The sequence below is a fragment of the Streptomyces sp. NPDC107454 genome (assembly GCF_055582885.1).
Window position 1 is genome coordinate 173,599 of sequence record NZ_JBVJPA010000017.1, and the last position, 16,712, is coordinate 190,310.

Genomic DNA, 16,712 nt, shown 5'->3' on the forward strand with positions numbered 1-16,712 from the left:
GGCCGTGGCCTGCGCCCATTTTCACCCGAACGGGCGTGGTTCGCCAGGGCCGGGTGTGCTATTGGCCTCCGTGCATGAGGGCCTTGTCCAGACGCTCGATGCTGCAGACCACCAGGTAGTACCCCTTCCTCCACAGTCCTGTGCTGCGCAGGCCATGACTCACATAGGTGTCGGCGGGATAGCCGCGTTGCTGTGGCGGGGCGTCGGCCGCGCATTGCGCGTCCGCCTCGGCATCGGGCTTCTGGCCGGGTGTGAGGGTCGTGAGGTGCGTGATCCGGAAGACCCGGCCCACATGGTCCTGGTCGCAGGAGACGAGCTCGTAGTGGGTGTATTCGCTCGCGTCCCCGCGGACATGGCCGAGGCAGTCGTCCTGCTGCATCTGGGTCGCGTCCGCGAACGCCATCCCGTACGGGCGGAGGCCGCCGAGCCTGCCGTACACCGGACCGTGCTTCCCGACCAGCAGGCATGCGACGTTGCCGCCGGTGGCGTCGAAGCCCTCGCGGGTGGGCACCACGGCCAGGCTCTGGACGTGCCAGGCGAGTTTGTCGGCGGTCGCCTTCGTCCGCTCCGCGCACTGGTCCGGTCCGTCGCTGCCGGCCTCCTCGAAGGAGCGGGCCTTGTACAGCTCCATCACCTGCCCATCGGGGCGCAGCGCTCCGCAGCTCGGATCCAGTTGCAGACGCGGGGTACCCGAGGACGGTGCGGGGGACGGGTCGCTCAGTACGCAGTCGCCCTTCTTGAGCGGTGCGGAGAGCCCGACCTGGGCGCCGTACGGGGCTATGGGCGTCCGCGTTCCGCCGTACCGGGCCATACCCCAGATCACTCCCGCCGTCAGCGACAGCGCGAGGAGCAGTGCCGCGGTCACCTGGAGGAGCACCGTCCGCCTGCGGCGCCCCCCGCCGGGATCCGGGGCGGGTGCGGCAGGGCCCAGATAACTGGGCGGACCGAAACCGGCACCGCGCTGCGGGGGGTGCGGGGTCGGCGGACCGAAGCCCTGACCCGGGCTCGGCGCGTACGCGGTCGGGGTACCGGCACGGGTGCCGACTGCCTGCGCCATGGGTGTGTACGCCGCGTGGTGCGCCGGCGCGGGAGAGGCCTGGGCCGTGGGGACGTACGAACCCGGCGCCGCGAAACCCTGATCCCGGGCCGGCCCCTGGTTCTGGACCGGCCCCTGGTCCTGGGGCAGCCCCTGATCTCGGGCAGGTCCCTGGTCCCGGGCGGGGGACGGGCTCTGGTCGTGTGCGGGCGGCGCGTAGTCGTGGTCCCTGGACGGGCCGCCCGGGGACCGGCTCGGTGGCGCCGGACCGCCGGGCCCGTCGGAGGTGACGAGCCCCGCCCACGCGGGCTGCGAGCCGGTGTCGACCTGGGTCGGCGGATGGGGCTCGGGCAGGATGATCCGGGCCAGCGCCGCCGCCGTCCGCTCCGCGGAGATCCGCAGGCCGGGGTCCTTGACCAGCAGCGCGTCGATGATCGGCCCCAGCGCACCGGCCCGAGGGGAGGGCGGCGCCTCCTCCGAGACCACCGCGGCGAGCGCGCCGAGGTGGCTGTCGCGGTCGAAGGGGCCGTGGCCCTCCACACCGAAGTACAGCGTGCAGCCCAGCGAGAACAGGTCGGACGCCGCGGTCGGCTGCCCGCCCTGAGCCCGTTCCGGTGCCAGATAGCCGGCCGTGCCGACCAGGACGGAGGTACGGGTCCAGCGGGTCTCGGGGGAGTCCGGCTGGACCGAGACGCCGTAGTCGGTGAGGAGGATGCGCGCGCCGGGGGTGCCCGCGCGGTCCGGGGCGAGCAGGATGTTGGCCGGTTTGACGTCCCGGTGCATGATGCCGCGCTCGTGCCCGGCGGTCAGCGCGTCCAGCACCGCGAGGCCGACCCGGGCGCACTCGTCGGGGGCGAGTGGGCCGCGCCGGGCCCGCCAGGCCCGCAGGTCCTCGGCGCCCGCCACGTACTCCATGACGATCCACGGCAGGCCGTCGTGCTCCAGGACGTCGTGGACCGTCACCACGTGCGGGTGGCCGCGCAGCACCGCCGCGTGCCGGGCCTCGGCGCGGGCGCGCGCGATCCGCGACTCGTGCTCCTCACTCCCTTCCCGGACATCGCGGAACCTGATCTCCTTGAGCGCCACGTCACAGTCGAGCCGCTGGTCGTGGGCGAGCCAGACGTGGCCCATCCCGCCGGAGCCGACCTGCTTCAGCAGCAGATACCGGCCGTCGATGATCCGGCCCACTCCCGACTGCGCTGATCCTGCTGTCATCCGGTTGCCCCCGGGTTCTGCGTTGTCGTACGCGGGTCAGGCCGCGCTCTCGGTGGGCGCACCGGGAGCGGAGTCGCTCGTACCCGGGTCGACCGGGGCGGGCGGTGTGCTCGACACGGGCTCACTCGGCGGCGGCGCGCTGCTGACGGTGGGCCTGGTCGAGGTCGGCTGGTGCGAGGTCGGTTCGGTCGTCGGCACGGTCGGGGCAGTGGCCGTGGGGGTGATCGGGGCACTGCTCGTGGGTGAGACGGTCGGAGAGGTGTGTGACGGGGACGACGTCGTTCCGCCGCCCGTTCCGCCGCTAGTGTCCGTGGAGGTGACCGTGGGCGTGGCGGGCTTCGTGGGGGTGGAGGTGCCCGTATCCGTGGGGACACCCGACCCGGTGCCGCTGCCGGACGGCGAGGCACTGCCCGCCGACGCGCTGCCGGACGGGCCGCCGGAGGAGGGGCCGGACGATCCCCCGGACGGAGTGGGCGAGGTCGTCCCGGGATCCGAGCCCGCTCCGCTGGTGCCGCCCGCTCCGCTCGTGCCGCCCGTGCCCGTGCCGGAATCCGACGGCGTGGTCGGACCACCGCCGCTCTCGGGCGGGCTGTCGGACGGCGTCGACAGGACGACCGACGTGCCCCAGGCGACCTGGCTGCCCTCGGCCGGCCGGGACGCCGTCACCTGGGCGTCGTCGGCCGGCAGGGTGTCACCGGCGTACGACATGCCCAGCCCCGCGTCGGTCAGCCGCCGGGTCGCCTCGGCGAAGGTCATGCCGGTGACCGGTGGCACGGCGTGCTTCTGCTGGGTGTCGAAGGACTTGTCCTGGCTGCCGTCGCTGCCCACCGGGCGGGCGATCCCCCGGTCGGGGTTGTGCACGTCGACGAGCTGGAGCTTGTGGATCTCCCGCGCCCCGGGCGGCGGCTCGACCACCACGACGTGGTCCTGCCGGTAGTCGGCCCATTTCTTGTTGCCGTTCTTGAACCGCACGTCGGTCTTCGAGGCCTTTCCCTCGAAGGGGAGCAGCGGATTGCCGCAGGAGCACTTCACCGCGGGCAGTCCCTGTTGGTCGACCAGAATGGCGATTCCGGCCTGCAGCAGTGCGGCGTACGAAACCGCCTTGCCGTTCTTGTAGTCGTGATTCGTCACGAGAGTGTCGTGACGCAGTACGACGGGTGTGAGTTGATCGATGTAACTCGGGATCTGATCGGTGCTTATATGCAGGACCCGCGCCCATTCCTGGGCCTTCGCCGAGTTCTTGGGGTCGGTGAGGAATTTCTTCAACTTCGCCACGGCGCAGGTGCCGGGTTTCGTGGTGCCGCCCCACACGCCGGTGCCTGTGCCTGGCGCGGTACCGGGTTCCGGCGCCGGTGAACCGCTTCCGCCGCTGCCGTCAGGGGCCCCGCCGTACAGCCCGGGGCTGTTACTGGCCTGCACACCACCGCTGGGCCGGGCCTCGGGCAGATGGATGTCCGTGCCGAGCTGTCGGTCCTCCTTGAAGAAGGGGGACACCGAGGAAACCCCCGCCGCCACGGCCCGCACTACGAACAACTGATCGGATTTGCTGCATCCGCTGACTATCAGTACGGAAACCAGCAGTAGAGCGAGCCTTCGGGCGACGGAAATCCCCGCCCTTTGCATGGACACACGAATTGACATGACCGCTCCCCCTGCGGTTTCCCCCGTTGTCCCCCCATGCTACTGAACCGAAAAGCCCTGCACGCAAGGTGAATTGCAAAGTTAATTCAGCGGCCGCGTGCGTTGAGTGAGGCCAGATAGGCGTTGTACGCCTCGAGTTCCTTGTCGCCGTCGCGGTCGGCGGCCCGGTCCGTGCGGCGGGCCTGCCGCTTCTCGGAGGCGTACCACTGGAAGAGCAGCGCGATCAGCACGAGGACGGAGGGGATCTCGCTGAACGCCCAGGCGATGCCGCCCGCGGCGCTCTGGTCGGAGAGCGCGTCGATGCCGAGCGATGCGGGCGGGTTCTTGTACGTCTCCACCATCGGCGCGGACGCCATCATCAGCGCGATACCGAAGAACGCGTGGAACGGCATGCCCGCGAACAGCTCCAGCATCCGCATCAGATAGCCCGGCCGGTGCGGTCCGGGGTCGACGCCCATGATCGGCCAGAAGAAGACCAGGCCGACGGCGAGGAAGTGGCACATCATCGCGATGTGCCCGGCCTTGGAGCCCATCAGGAAGTCGAAGATGGGGGAGAAGTACAGCGCGTACAGGCTCGCGATGAACAGCGGGATCGTGAACGCGGGATGCGTGATGATCCGCATGTAGCGGCTGTGCAGGAACATCAGCAGCAGTTCACGCGGACCCTTGTTGCCTCGCGTGGCGGCCACCGGCAGTGCGCGCAGCGCCAGTGTGATCGGCGCTCCGAGCAGGATCAGGATCGGCGAGAGCATGCTGATCACCATGTGCTGCACCATGTGCACGCTGAACATGACCATGCCGTAGTCGTTCAGCTTGGTGCACATCACGAGCATCACGGTCAGCACGCCGAGCACGAAGGCGATGGTCCGCCCGACCGACCACTTGTCACCGCGCCGCGCGAGCCGCACGACTCCCCAGCCGTACAGGCCGAGTCCCACCAGGCAGGCGACGAGGAAGAACGGGTCCGCGGACCACTCGAGCCCCCGCCCCAGCGTGAACGGCGGCAGATCCATGGTCATGCCGTGCCCGCTGTGATCCATCCGCCGGCTCCTGATTCGTACGTTGTGCGCTGTCTGTCCGAACCAGAGTAGGACTGACCCCGGCCACGACGGTGACCGGGGTCAGCGCAGCACGAACGAACCCTCAGAGCACGCACTCCGCTTCCGCGTACCGCTCCTCAGGAACCGTCTTCAGGCTCTCCACCGCCTCCGCGAGCGACACCATGACGATGTCGGTCCCGCGCAGCGCGGTCATCTTCCCGAAGTCGCCGCGATGCGCGGCCTCCACGGCATGCCAGCCGAACCGCGTGGCGAGCACGCGGTCGTACGCCGTCGGCGTCCCCCCGCGCTGGACGTGCCCGAGGATCACCGGCCGCGCCTCCTTGCCGAGGCGCTCCTCCAGCTCCAGGGAGAGCTGCCGGGCGATGCCGGCGAAGCGCTCGTGCCCGTAGACGTCCTTGCCGCCCTCGTCGAACTCCATGGTGCCCGGGCGAGGCTTCGCCCCCTCCGCGGCGACGACGATCGCGAACCGCTTGCCCGCCTCGAAGCGCTCGCCGACCCGCGCGGCCAACTCCTCGATGTCGAAGGGGCGTTCGGGGACGACGATGGCGTGCGCGCCCGCGGCCATGCCGGAGTGCAGGGCGATCCAGCCGGTGTGGCGGCCCATGACCTCCACGATCAGCACCCGCTGGTGGGACTCGGCGGTGGTCTTCAGCCGGTCCAGGGCCTCGGTCGCGACGCCGACGGCCGTGTCGAAGCCGAAGGTCACGTCCGTGACGGCGATGTCGTTGTCGATGGTCTTCGGCACGCCGACGATCGGCAGGCCGTTGTCCGAGAGCAGCCGGGCCGCCTTCAGCGTGCCCTCGCCGCCGATCGGGATGATCGCGTCGAGGCCGAGCTCCTCGACATGGCCCTTGGCCCGCTCCACGCCGTCACGCAGCTGCGCGGGCTGGACCCGGGAGGAGCCGAGGATCGTGCCGCCGCGAGCCAGGATGCCGCTCACCGCGTCGAGGTCGAGCTTCAGGTAGTCGCACTCCAGAAGCCCCTTCCAGCCGTCCCGGAAGCCGATGACCTCGTCGCCGTGGTCGACGACGGCGCGGTGCACGACGGACCGGATGACGGCGTTCAGGCCGGGGCAGTCGCCGCCGGACGTGAGGACACCAATGCGCATAGCCCGAAATACCTTCTCAACGTGGGCCGGGTACCGGACCACGCTGTCCGGCTGGAATCCCGGTCACCCTACCGGCGGGACGGGGTGGTGCCGTAGCGGGCGTCCGCCTGGTGGACGCGGCCGCACAAGTGAGCGGACACCCGGTCAGGCGGGCCCGACCTGGGTACACCGTGCCGGATACGCCTAGGGCGCGCTTGAGGTATCCCTCGAGCGCGCCCTGTGGACATCCGTACCGTTTGTCCGTTGTTGGCCGACCGTTCAGGCGGGCTGCTGTGCCGCGGAGATGCGCTCGCCACGGAGCGCCTCGTACCAGCGGTCGTCGATCGGCGGCAGCGCGTTCACGTCGAGCGCCAGCTTCAGCAGCAGGTCCGCGATCTGCGGGTTGCGGGCGAGCACGGGCCCGTGCATGTACGTGCCGAAGACCGTGTCGTTGTACGCGCCCTCGGTGCCGTCGCCGGTGCCGTTGCCCTTGCCGAGCCGCACCTGCGCGAACGGACGCGCGGTGGGGCCGAGGTGGGTGACGCCCTGGTGGTTCTCGAAGCCGGTCAGCTGCGGCAGGCCGAGGCGCGGGTCGATGTCTCCGAGTACGTCGCCGACGCACCGCTCGCCCTCGCCGCGCGTCGAGACCACGTCGAGCAGGCCGAGGCCGGGCTCACGCTGCCCGAGGTCGTTGATGAACTCGTGGCCGAGGATCTGGTAGCCGGCGCAGACCGAGAAGACGATCGCGCCGTTGCCCACCGCGCGGTGCAGACCGCCGTCGCGGCGCAGACGCTCCGCGGCGAGCCGCTGCGGCCGGTCCTCGCCGCCGCCGATCAGATAGATGTCGCCGGAGGTCGGGATCGGCTGGTCGCTGCGTACGTCGAGACGGGCGACGTCGAGACCACGCTGGCGGGCCCGGCGCTCCACGACGAGGGCGTTGCCCTGGTCGCCGTAGGTGCTCAGCAGGTCCGGGTAGATCCACACCAGGCGCAGGCTGTTGTCACTCATTCTCTTGGTCCTCCGTGGCTGCTCAGTTGCCGACACGACGCCTCAAATCCTGGAATGCGGTGTAGTTCGCGATGACCTCGATGCGACCGGGCGGGGCGAGCTGCACCGCCTGGTCGAGGTTCTCGCAGACCTGGAAGGACTGGTTGGCGACCTCGAGACGCACGGCGAGGTCGAGCTTGCGGTCGCCGAGCACGAAGATGGGGTGCCCGGTCAGACGGGTGTAGTCGACGTCCCACAGCCAGGAGGTGTCGGTGCCGTCGGCGCCCCGCGCGTTCACGGACAGGATGACCGGGGTCGGCGGCGGGTCGATCAGGGAGAACGTCTCGAGCCAGCCCGCGGGGTTCTTGGCGAGCAGCAGACGCAGGTCGCGCTGCATGAACTGCACCACGTCGTAGCGTCCGGCGACCGCCTGCACCTGGTACATGCGCTCCAGGGCGACCTGCGGGGGCACCCCGAAGACCGCGGCGACGGCGGCCGACGAGGCGGCGTTCGCCTTGTTGGCCCGGCCGGGCAGCTGGAGGTGGATCGGCCACGCGGAGCCGTGCGGGTCGAGGACGTGGTCCCCGGACAGCGCCCAGGTCGGCGTCGGACGGCGGAAGCCGCAGTCGCCGCAGAACCAGTCGTCGCCGGGGCGCTGCATCACACCGCCGCAGGACGGGCAGGACCAGGCGTCGTCCTTCCACATCTGACCGGCCGCCACCCACATGACGTTCGGCGAGGAGGAAGCGGCCCACACGACGAGCGGGTCGTCGGCGTTGGCGACCACGACGGCCTTGGAACCGGCCAGGCCCTCGCGCCAGTGCTCGGCCATCATCCGGGTCTCGGCGGCCCGGTCGAGCTGGTCGCGGGAGAGGTTGAGCAGCGCGATGCACTTCGGGTCGGTGTCGCGGGCGACACCCGCGAGGTACTTCTCGTCGACCTCGATGACCGCGAACTTCGCGTCCGAACCCCCGGCGAGAGCCGAGGTGATACCGGCCGGCATGTTGGCGCCCAGCGCGTTGGACACGACCGGGCCCGCGGCGCGCAGCGCCTCCGCGATCAGCCGGGTGGTCGTGGTCTTGCCGTTGGTCGCCGACACCAGGATCACGTCCAGGTGGGTGGCGAGCCTGGCCAGCAGATCGGGGTCGAGCTTGAGTGCCACCCGGCCGCCGATCACCGATCCGCTGCCGCGTCCGGCGGCCCGCGAGACGGCCGCCGCCGCCTTGCCCGCCGTCACGGCCAGCTTGGCCCGCGGCGTCAGCGGGTCCGAGTTGCCTGACATCGTTTCTCGATCCTCCTTGCGTACGCGCCGCGCCTCTGCCCCCGGCACCGTGTGGGCCTCAGCCTATCGAGATCCACTCACGTGCCCGAATCGCGGCACCTCCACGGTGCCCGCGCGACATTCGCGCGCCCATGAGGACCGTACCCTTGCCGCCATGCGACACGGCTCCATCCCCGGCACCCGAGGGCGCGTCCGGCCGGTGACTCTGCTCGGCGACCCCGTTCTGCACACACCGTGTGAAGACGTCACGGACTTCGGTCCCGAACTCGCCCGACTCGTCGAGGACATGTTCGCGACGATGTACGCCGCCCAGGGCGTCGGCCTCGCCGCGAACCAGATCGGCGTCGCCTCGCGGGTCTTCGTGTACGACTGCCCGGACGACGAGGACGTCCGCCATCTGGGACACGTGGTGAACCCCCGTCTCGTCGAGGCGGACGGATTGGTGCTGCGCGGGCCGGAGGGCTGTCTCTCCCTGCCCGGCCTGGAGGCGGGGACGGAGCGGTACGACCACGCCGTTGTCGAGGGTTTCACGGTGGACGGGGAGCCGGTGCTGGTCCATGGCACGGGGTGGTTCGCCCGGTGCCTCCAGCACGAGTACGACCACCTGGAGGGTGGTCTGTACGTGGACCGGCTGAGTGGGTGGCGCCGACGCCGGGTGATGAGGCAGGCGGCGCGGGCGTCTTGGGGGCGCTGAGCTTTGTCGGCCGGCTGCGCGTTGTTTTCGGCTGAGCGCGCGGTTCCACGCGCCCCTGGAGGGGCGCCGACCTGAGCGCCCCGCTTTGAGGGGCGCGGGGAACCGCGCGACCAGCCACGAAAAACCCGCAGCCGGCACCCGGCCTCAGAACCCAGGACCCCCGACACGATCGCCGGCCGCGGCCAGCCGGCCCCACAGCAGGTCGGCCAGACTCCGTACCAACTCGGCCCGGGAGCAGGGCTGCTCACCGAGCCACCAGTCCCCGGCGGCATGCATCATGCCGACGATCCCGTGCCCCCACACCCGCGCCAGCTGCTGACTGCCCGGTCCGAGATCCACCCGTTCCTCGATGACCTCGGCCAACTCCTCGCCCATGCGGCGCAGCAGCGGCGCGGAGTGCTTCCCCAGGTCGAAGCCCTGGTCGGCGGACGAGGCGCCCTCCGTGGGGTGCATCAGGAAGCGGTAGACCTGAGGGTGCGCCTCGATGGCCGCGAGGTACGTGTCGAGTGTGGCCTCCACCCGCTCCCGGCGCTCCGCGGGCGCGTCCAGCGCGGCCCGCAGCGCTCCGAGGAGGGCGTCGGTGTGCCGCTTGGCCAGGGCCGCGTAAAGTCCACCCTTGTCGCCGAAGTGGCGGTACAGGATCGGCTTGGTGATGCCCGCCTCGGCGGCGATGGCGTTCATCGAGGCCCCGGGGCCGTCGCGGAGCACCACTCTGTCGGCGGCCTCCAGCAGCTCGCGCCGGCGGCGGTCGGCGGACCTCTGCTGATCGGTCCGCTGTGTGGTGTCCATGATCTCTCCCCACCCGTGGTGATTCGGTGACGCCTGCGCAAAGTAACACTCATCGGCCCATGCGTATCGAACGGGCAGCCGAGCGGAACGCGGGAGTTGACTTTTACTACTGATCAGTAACAGACTCCAGTTACCGCAAGTAACACTTTAGTGCAGTGCTGGAGGGGACATGGCCGAGTTCACCATGGAGCTCAACGACGAACAGAGGGAGGTCCGCGACTGGCTCCACGGGTTCGCCGCCGATGTGATCCGCCCCGCGGCCGCCGAGTGGGACGAGCGCGAGGAGACTCCCTGGCCGGTCATCCAGGAGGCCGCGAAGGTCGGCATCTACTCCCTGGACTTCTACGCCCAGCAGTACTTCGACCCGACCGGTCTCGGCATACCCATGGCCATGGAGGAGCTGTTCTGGGGCGACGCGGGCATCGCCCTGTCGATCGTCGGCACCGGCCTCGCCGCCGTGGGCGTCCTCGCCAACGGCACCGAGGAGCAGATCGGCACCTGGATCCCGCAGATGTATGGCGACGCGGGCGATGTCAAGGTCGCGGCCTTCTGCTCCTCCGAGCCCGACGCCGGCTCCGACGTCGCCTCGATGCGCACGCGTGCCGTCTATGACGAGGCCAAGGACGAGTGGGTGCTCAACGGCACCAAGACCTGGGCGACCAACGGTGGCATCGCCAATGTCCATGTCGTCGTCGCGGTCGTCGACCCGGACCTCGGCTCCAAGGGGCACGCCTCCTTCATCGTGCCGCCGAACACGCCGGGCCTCTCCCAGGGCCAGAAGTTCAAGAAGCACGGCATTCGTGCCTCGCACACCGCCGAGGTGGTCCTCGACAACGTTCGCATCCCCGGTTCCTGCCTGCTCGGCGGCAAGGCGAAGCTGGACGAGCGCCTGGCCCGCGCCCGGGAGCGCGCCAAGGCGGGTGGCGGCGAGCGGGTGAAGAACGCCGCGATGGCCACGTTCGAGGCGTCGCGTCCGGCCGTCGGGGCCATGGCGGTGGGCACGGCCCGCGCCGCGTACGAGGTCGCCCTCGACTATGCGATGACGCGTGAGCAGTTCGGGCGTCCGATCATCGACAATCAGGGTGTCGCGTTCCAGCTCGCCGACATGCGTACGTCGGTCGATGCGGCGCGTCTGCTGGTGTGGCGGGCTTCGTGGATGGCGATCAACGGGAAGCCGTTCACCGCGGCCGAGGGGTCGATGTCCAAGTTGTTCGCCAGTGAGACGGCGAAGAAGGTCACCGGTCAGGCGATCCAGATCCTGGGTGGAAATGGCTACACCCGCGAGTATCCGGTGGAGCGGATGCATCGGGATGCGGCCATTTACACCATTTTCGAGGGTACGAGTGAGATCCAGCGGTTGGTGATCGCCCGGACGCTTTCCGGGATGCCGATTCGGTAGTCACCCCGCGCCCCCGAGAAGCGGCGCCGTGGCTAGCGGTGTTTCAGAGGGGTGAGCTGCTCGATGTCGTATCGCGCCCTCAGTTCCTCGATGGCCGCGTGGTCGGGTGGGCCGCCCGAACCCAGGATCTCCAGCAGCTCCTCGAAGTAGCGCTCGTGGTCCGGGGGCGGGGAGGCCTGGAAGAACATCTTCGCCTGGGTCTCGGTGGGGTTGGCGAAGGCGTGGGGACAGCCCGGGGGCACGACGATGACCGTGCCCGGGGTTGCCCGTACCGCCCGGTTGCCCGAACTCGACTCCCACTTCTGCCAGTTGTCGGGGGTCCGGATCCGGGGCTCGAAGGCGAGCACGTCCAGCTCGCCTTCGAGCACGTAGAACAGCTCCTCGCTGCGCGAGTGCACATGGGCGCCCACGTCGAAGCCGGGCGGTACCAGCACCTCGAAGGTGGACGCGGTGCGCGAGTGCGAGCCGGTCACCTTGAACGTCACGTGCTGGGCGGGGGTTTGTACGATCCGGCCGTGACCCGGTGGTACGAGGAGTCCTTCGGTCATGGTCATCGTTCGCTCACCACGTCACGGGCAGAGCCTCGGGGCCACGGATCAACGCGCCTTTCCTGAACGGGACCTGACTTGGGGGGACGGCGAGCCGCAGCCCCGGCATCCGGTCCAGAAGCGCGTCCACCAGGAGTTCCGACTCCAGCCTGGCCAGCATCCCGCCCGGGCAGTAGTGCGGGCCGAAGCCGAACGCCACGTGCGGGTTGGGGCTGCGCTCGAAGTCGATGTGCTCCGGGTCCGGGAAGACCTCCGGGTCGCGGTTGGCGGCCAGGTACGAGACGTAGACCGGATCGCCGGCCCGGATCAGTACGCCGCCGATCTCGACGTCCTTCCTCGCGATCCGTGACAGGCCGACCATGTTGCGGTGCGGGATGTAGCGCAGCAGCTCGTCGATGGCCTGGGGGCGGATCCGGGGGTCGGTGCGCAGCCGGTCGGCCAGCGCCGGGCGGGTCATGAGCAGGTAGAACATCTGCCCGCTGTTGTTCGTGACCGCCTCGCCGCCGATCTGGAGGAGGACGGCGAGTCCGACGGCCTCCTCCAGATCGATCTCGTCCCGGCCCGCGGCGGCGCCCAGCAGCGAGGTGACGTCCTCGTCCCTGCTGTGGTTCCGGGCGCCGATGAGCTTCCTGAAGTAGGCGCCCATCTCGTCCTTGGCCTTCTCGCTGACCTCGGCGCCGTGCGCGGAGGACAGGATCAGCTGCGTCCAGGTGTGCATGCCCTGCCGGTCGTCGGGCGGGACGCCCATCAGTTCGCAGATGACCGAGATGGGGAAGGGAGTGAGGACCGCCTCGGTGAGATCGGCGGGCGGTCCGACCCGCAGCAGCTCGTCGACCATCTCGTCGAGCGTGCGCCGGGCCTTGTCGCGGACCCGCTCCACCCCGCGTGCCGTGAAGGCCGCGGCCACCGAGCGGCGCAGCCGGGTGTGGTCGGGCGGGTCCAGGAAGCCCACCGCGCCGCGGGCCGGGATGAAGTGCGGGGCGAGCCGGGTGACCTGCTGGTCCAGGACCGCCTCGCGGCCGAACCGTGGGTCGTTGGTGACCTTGCGCACATCCTCGTGGCGGGTCACCAGCCAGGCCCAGCCCTCGCCGTTGGGCAGCTGGATCCGGGTGACCGGTCCCTCGCGCATCAGCTCGGTCAGGACCGGGTCGAAGTCCACGCCCTTCAGGTCGAGGGCGGGCCAGTGCCGGACAGGCGGCAGTGGTCCGGTGATCGTCTTCTCGGTCATTTCCGTTCACACCGTCTCGTTATTGGTGTCCTGCCAGCGGCCCAGGGCCATCTCCGCGGTGATGCCGGGGCCGAAGCCCGCGAGCAGTCCGCGTGCGGAGTGCTCGGCGCCGCCCTCGTCGAACAGCCGGCGCAGCGCGTCCAGGACGACGGCGCTGGCGATGTTCCCGTACTCGGTGAGGGTGGCCCGGCTGAAGCGGAAGGCCTCCGGCGGGACCTCGAGGAACTTGCTGAGGTCGTCGAGGATCCTGGGGCCGCCCGCGTGGATGATGTAGAAGTCCAGTTCGGAGGCGTCCCAGTCGTGCTGTCGCGCGAGGGCGTGGAGGGCGGGGGCGAGCGGTTCCATCGTTCCGGGAACCCGCTTGTCCAGCAGGAAGTGGAAGCCCGTGGCGCGGACGTCGTACATGATCCAGTCCTCGGTCTTGGGGACCAGGTACGAGCCGTTGCGCTCCAGGTGGACGCCGGTGCCGCCGTTGCCGCGGACGACGGCGGCGGCTATGCCGTCGCCGAACAGGCCGTTGCAGAGCAGCGAGCCGACGCTGAGATCGGTCGGCTGGTAGCAGAGCGAGCAGAACTCGCAGGCCACGATGAGTGCGTTGGCGTCGGGGTACGCCGTGCAGAAATCGTGGGCCCGGTTGATCGCGGCGCCGCCTGCCGCGCAGCCCAGCTGGGCTATGGGTATTTGCCGGGTGTCGCTGCTGAAGTCCATCGTGTTGATCAGCCAGGCCGTGAGCGAGGGCATCATGAACCCGGTGCACGAGACGTAGATGATCATGTCGATGTCGGTGGTGAGCAGCTCGGCGTCATCCAGCGCCCGCTGTATGACGGCGGGGACGCGGGCCTTGGCCTCACTCTCGTAGACCTTGTTGCGTTCTTCGAAGCCCGGGTGTTTCAGCGTCTCCTCGATGGGCTGCACGATGTGCCGGGTTTGGACACCGGTGTTCTCGATCAGTCGGAGTGCCAACGGCAGTTGCGGGTGGTCCTCGTGACGGGAGCGAGCCAGCTCCAGCGTCTCCTCCATCGTGATCACGTATTCCGGTACGGAGACCGAAGGTCTGCACAAAGTCGCCATGACGCGCGCCTTCTTTCGCCTTCCGGGGAACTCTCGTCCCCCGGCGGAAGAGTGGTTCACCCTCGGGGGTGGTTCACCCACAGGGGTGGTCCACCCACGATCACCCGGAAGCGTGGGGATCTCTCGTCGGGTTACTCCATTCCGGGGATTTTTGGGAGGCCGCAGGAGTACGAGGGAAGAGGCCCCGGGACGGCCGAACCGAAGGAGTACGCCATGGTGCGCACGGCCAGGGAACTGCTGGAGGACACCACGGGGAAGCTCGCCCCGGACCCCCACGCCAACCGGCTGTTGCCCCTCATCGCCCGGGGCGCGGCCCAGCGTTCCACGCTCGCCGCCCTCGCCCTGGAACAGCGCCATGTGATCGCCGCGGACCGCCGCGCGTTCCTGCATCTGGTCGAGCGTCCCGACGTCGAGCCGCAGAGCGCCGCCTTCTTCACCATGCTCGCGGAGGGTGAGGCTCTGGCTCAGGGCAAGCTGGATGTGTTCGCCGCCGCCTGCGGGGTGGACGAGGCGAGGGCGGCGTCCTACGAGCCGCTCGCGGACTGCCAGGCCTATCCGGCGTACGTCGCGTGGCTGGCCCTGAACGGCTCACCGGCCGACGTGGTGCTCGCCCTGAGCGGCAACTTCACGACGTGGGGCGGCTATTGCGCGGTGATCGCCGAGGCCCTGCGCCGCCACTACGGCTTCGGCAACGAGGTGTGCGGCTTCTTCGACTTGTTCGCGGCACCCGACCCGGAGCTGGAGCGGAAGGCGCTCACGGCTGTACAGGCGGGGCTGGACGCGGGGCGGATCGGGGAGACCGAGGTCCTCCGGTACGGGCGACTGCTGCAGAGCTACGAGGCGAAGTTCTGGCACGCCCTGTGGGAACTCGACCAGCGGCCGACCTGAGGGCGCGTCGGCCCGGCGCGCGAACCGGGCGGACGCGCGCCGTCAGTCGGACGTCGTCCCGCTGCTGTGCGCGATGCAGGCCACGTCGATGCGGTCGGCGAGCTTGGCGAGTTCGATGGTCAGCGTCGCCACCGTGTCCTCGTCGAGTCCGTCCTGGCCGGCCTCCACCAGGTGCAGCCACCGGCCGCCCACCGTGCGCAGCAGTTTGCTGACGTCGGCGGCCGCCACCTGCAACGTGCCGCGGTCGTCGACGATCAGAGGCAGGGTCACTTCGCGGTTCACAGGGGGATGGTAGCTGCGGAACGCTTACGCTCCGTGCCATACGGTGGTGATGTTGCAGAACTCGCGGATTCCGTGTCCCGACAGTTCACGCCCGTAGCCGGACCGATCGACCCCGCCGAACGGGAAGGCCGGGTGGGAGGCGGTCATCCCGTTGAAGAACACGCCGCCCGCCTCCAGGTCGCGTACGAACCGGTCCGCCTCGGTTTCGTCGTTCGTCCAGACGTTCGAACTCAGCCCGAACGGCGTGTCGTTCGCGAGCGCCACCGCCTCGTCCAGATCGGCGGCGCGGTAGAGCGTGGCGACCGGCCCGAAGGTCTCCTCCTGGTGGACGCGCATCTCGGGGGTGATGTCGGTGAGGATGGTCGGCGCGTAGTACCAGCCGTGCTCCGTGAAGCCTTCGGGGCGCTCGCCGCCGCAGAGCACGGTCGCGCCGTTCTCCACTGCGTCGTCGACGAGTTCCTCCAGGTCACCGCGGCCCTGTTCGGTGGAGAGCGGGCCGATGTCGGTGTCCTCGTCCAGCGGATCGCCGACCTTCAGCGCCTTCATGCCCGCCGTGAAGCGCTCGGCGAAGGCGTCGAACACGTCCGTGTGCACGATGAACCGCTTGGCGGCGATGCACGACTGCCCGTTGTTCTGCACCCGGGCCGTCACCGCGGTCCTCGCCGCCCGGTCCACGTCGGCGGACGGCATGACGACGAACGGGTCGCTGCCGCCCAGCTCCAGCACCGTCTTCTTGACCTCGTCCCCGGCGACCGAGGCCACCGCGCGCCCCGCCGGTTCACTCCCGGTCAGCGTCGCCGCCTTGACCCGGGGATCACGCAGGATGCCCTCCACGGCGCCCGAGCCGATCAGCAGCGTCTGGAAACAGCCCTCGGGGAAGCCCGCCCGGCGGAACAGGTCCTCCAGGTAGAGGGCGGTCTGCGGCACGTTCGAGGCGTGCTTGAGCAGGCCGACGTTGCCCGCCATCAGGGCGGGCGCCGCGAACCTGACCACCTGCCAGAGCGGGAAGTTCCACGGCATGACGGCCAGCACCGGGCCCAGCGGCCGGTAGCGCACCAGGACGCGGGAGGCGCCGGAGTCCTTGGCGTCAGAGTCGGCGGGCTTCTCGTCGGCGAGCAGCTCCTCGGCGTGGTCGGCGTACCAGCGCATCGACTTCGCGCACTTGGCGGCCTCCGCGCGGGCCTGCTTGACCGGCTTGCCCATCTCCGTGGTCATCACCCGGCCGATGTCGTCCCGCTCCTCGTCGAGGAGGTCGGCCGCCCTGTGCAGCAGCCGTGCACGCTCGGCGAAGGACGTGGTGCGATAGTCGCGGAACGTGGTCTCGGCCGTGGCGAGCCTGCGCTCGATCTCCTCGGCGCCGAGCGCGTCGTACGTCTTGAGCGTCTCGCCGTTCGCCGGGTTCACCGTCGCGATGGGCATGGCCGACCTCCTGAAGCGGGCTGTTCTCTGGAACCTGTAGCGGGCTGTTCTCTGGGAGCGGGCTGTTTTCCGACCCTCCCGCGCG

Annotated in this window: 15 protein-coding genes; 3 read left to right on the forward strand and 12 right to left on the reverse strand. The window is 70.1% G+C overall.

The genetic code is table 11. The features are described from left to right. Positions 1-58: 58 nt before the first annotated feature. The 6 genes from ACZ69M_RS38320 to ACZ69M_RS38345 form a co-directional block, all read right to left on the reverse strand. Positions 59-2,251 (reverse strand): serine/threonine-protein kinase, encoded by a 2,193-nt coding sequence (locus tag ACZ69M_RS38320; RefSeq protein WP_470057330.1) that lies wholly within the window; start codon positions 2,249-2,251, stop codon positions 59-61. Between the two features lie 36 nt (positions 2,252-2,287). Continuing rightward, complete coding sequence (locus ACZ69M_RS38325; protein WP_470057332.1) at positions 2,288-3,745, reverse strand: DUF6777 domain-containing protein; 1,458 nt, start codon at positions 3,743-3,745, stop codon at positions 2,288-2,290. Positions 3,746-3,978: 233 nt separating this feature from the next. Beyond that, complete coding sequence (locus ACZ69M_RS38330) at positions 3,979-4,932, reverse strand: cytochrome c oxidase assembly protein (RefSeq protein ID WP_470057334.1); 954 nt, start codon at positions 4,930-4,932, stop codon at positions 3,979-3,981. Positions 4,933-5,035: 103 nt separating this feature from the next. Next, positions 5,036-6,061, reverse strand: coding sequence for a 6-phosphofructokinase (locus ACZ69M_RS38335; protein ID WP_054228956.1), 1,026 nt, complete (start codon positions 6,059-6,061; stop codon positions 5,036-5,038). Positions 6,062-6,319: 258 nt separating this feature from the next. Then, positions 6,320-7,048, reverse strand: coding sequence for a type 1 glutamine amidotransferase (locus ACZ69M_RS38340; RefSeq protein WP_352046723.1), 729 nt, complete (start codon positions 7,046-7,048; stop codon positions 6,320-6,322). A gap of 22 nt (positions 7,049-7,070) precedes the next feature. Next, positions 7,071-8,309, reverse strand: a complete 1,239-nt coding sequence (locus tag ACZ69M_RS38345; protein ID WP_054228954.1) for a MurT ligase domain-containing protein — start codon at positions 8,307-8,309, stop codon at positions 7,071-7,073. A gap of 154 nt (positions 8,310-8,463) precedes the next feature. Here ACZ69M_RS38345 and def point away from each other — a divergent pair, with 154 nt between their 5' ends. Continuing rightward, positions 8,464-9,003 (forward strand): peptide deformylase, encoded by a 540-nt coding sequence (gene def, locus ACZ69M_RS38350; protein WP_470057337.1) that lies wholly within the window; start codon positions 8,464-8,466, stop codon positions 9,001-9,003. Positions 9,004-9,147: 144 nt separating this feature from the next. Here def and ACZ69M_RS38355 read toward each other — a convergent pair whose 3' ends face one another. Continuing rightward, positions 9,148-9,792: a TetR/AcrR family transcriptional regulator gene (locus tag ACZ69M_RS38355; RefSeq protein WP_054228952.1), complete on the reverse strand. Its 645-nt coding sequence runs from the start codon at positions 9,790-9,792 to the stop codon at positions 9,148-9,150. A gap of 169 nt (positions 9,793-9,961) precedes the next feature. Between ACZ69M_RS38355 and ACZ69M_RS38360 the strand changes: the two genes are divergently transcribed. Further along, on the forward strand, positions 9,962-11,191 hold the full coding sequence (locus ACZ69M_RS38360) for an acyl-CoA dehydrogenase family protein (protein WP_470057339.1): 1,230 nt from the start codon (positions 9,962-9,964) through the stop codon (positions 11,189-11,191). Positions 11,192-11,223: 32 nt separating this feature from the next. Here the strand turns inward: ACZ69M_RS38360 and ACZ69M_RS38365 are convergent, their stop codons facing one another. From ACZ69M_RS38365 to ACZ69M_RS38375, 3 genes are read right to left on the reverse strand one after another with little or no spacing between them, the layout of a single operon-like run. Next, positions 11,224-11,745, reverse strand: a complete 522-nt coding sequence (locus ACZ69M_RS38365) for a cupin domain-containing protein (RefSeq protein ID WP_403686145.1) — start codon at positions 11,743-11,745, stop codon at positions 11,224-11,226. A 7-nt stretch (positions 11,746-11,752) separates the two neighbouring features. Then, positions 11,753-12,967, reverse strand: a complete 1,215-nt coding sequence (locus ACZ69M_RS38370) for a cytochrome P450 (protein WP_470057342.1) — start codon at positions 12,965-12,967, stop codon at positions 11,753-11,755. Positions 12,968-12,973: 6 nt separating this feature from the next. Continuing rightward, the gene (locus tag ACZ69M_RS38375; protein ID WP_470057344.1) at positions 12,974-14,314 is read right to left on the reverse strand and encodes a type III polyketide synthase; all 1,341 of its coding nucleotides are present in this window, start codon (positions 14,312-14,314) and stop codon (positions 12,974-12,976) included. On the opposite strand from ACZ69M_RS38375, the gene ACZ69M_RS38380 reads away from it, so the two are divergent. Continuing rightward, positions 14,252-14,926 (forward strand): transcriptional regulator, encoded by a 675-nt coding sequence (locus ACZ69M_RS38380; RefSeq protein ID WP_470057346.1) that lies wholly within the window; start codon positions 14,252-14,254, stop codon positions 14,924-14,926. The genes ACZ69M_RS38375 and ACZ69M_RS38380 overlap by 63 nt on opposite strands. Positions 14,927-14,968: 42 nt before the next feature. Here ACZ69M_RS38380 and ACZ69M_RS38385 read toward each other — a convergent pair whose 3' ends face one another. Together ACZ69M_RS38385 and ACZ69M_RS38390 are read right to left on the reverse strand one after the other, a co-directional pair. Next, positions 14,969-15,208: a DUF6213 family protein gene (locus tag ACZ69M_RS38385; RefSeq protein ID WP_054228947.1), complete on the reverse strand. Its 240-nt coding sequence runs from the start codon at positions 15,206-15,208 to the stop codon at positions 14,969-14,971. 24 nt (positions 15,209-15,232) lie between these two features. Beyond that, positions 15,233-16,627, reverse strand: a complete 1,395-nt coding sequence (locus ACZ69M_RS38390; protein ID WP_470057348.1) for an NADP-dependent succinic semialdehyde dehydrogenase — start codon at positions 16,625-16,627, stop codon at positions 15,233-15,235. Between the last annotated feature and the right edge of the window lie 85 nt (positions 16,628-16,712).

What these genes read in the sequence shown, in the direction of transcription:
- ACZ69M_RS38320 (WP_470057330.1), bottom strand. Translation starts at nt 2,251, where the DNA reads ATGACAGCAGGATCAGCGCAGTCGGGAGTGGGCCGGATCATCGACGGC.
- ACZ69M_RS38330 (WP_470057334.1), bottom strand. Translation starts at nt 4,932, where the DNA reads ATGGATCACAGCGGGCACGGCATGACCATGGATCTGCCGCCGTTCACG.
- ACZ69M_RS38335 (WP_054228956.1), bottom strand. Translation starts at nt 6,061, where the DNA reads ATGCGCATTGGTGTCCTCACGTCCGGCGGCGACTGCCCCGGCCTGAAC.
- ACZ69M_RS38340 (WP_352046723.1), bottom strand. Translation starts at nt 7,048, where the DNA reads ATGAGTGACAACAGCCTGCGCCTGGTGTGGATCTACCCGGACCTGCTG.
- ACZ69M_RS38345 (WP_054228954.1), bottom strand. Translation starts at nt 8,309, where the DNA reads ATGTCAGGCAACTCGGACCCGCTGACGCCGCGGGCCAAGCTGGCCGTG.
- def (WP_470057337.1), top strand. Translation starts at nt 8,464, where the DNA reads ATGCGACACGGCTCCATCCCCGGCACCCGAGGGCGCGTCCGGCCGGTG.
- ACZ69M_RS38355 (WP_054228952.1), bottom strand. Translation starts at nt 9,792, where the DNA reads ATGGACACCACACAGCGGACCGATCAGCAGAGGTCCGCCGACCGCCGC.
- ACZ69M_RS38360 (WP_470057339.1), top strand. Translation starts at nt 9,962, where the DNA reads ATGGCCGAGTTCACCATGGAGCTCAACGACGAACAGAGGGAGGTCCGC.
- ACZ69M_RS38365 (WP_403686145.1), bottom strand. Translation starts at nt 11,745, where the DNA reads ATGACCATGACCGAAGGACTCCTCGTACCACCGGGTCACGGCCGGATC.
- ACZ69M_RS38370 (WP_470057342.1), bottom strand. Translation starts at nt 12,967, where the DNA reads ATGACCGAGAAGACGATCACCGGACCACTGCCGCCTGTCCGGCACTGG.
- ACZ69M_RS38380 (WP_470057346.1), top strand. Translation starts at nt 14,252, where the DNA reads ATGGTGCGCACGGCCAGGGAACTGCTGGAGGACACCACGGGGAAGCTC.
- ACZ69M_RS38390 (WP_470057348.1), bottom strand. Translation starts at nt 16,627, where the DNA reads ATGCCCATCGCGACGGTGAACCCGGCGAACGGCGAGACGCTCAAGACG.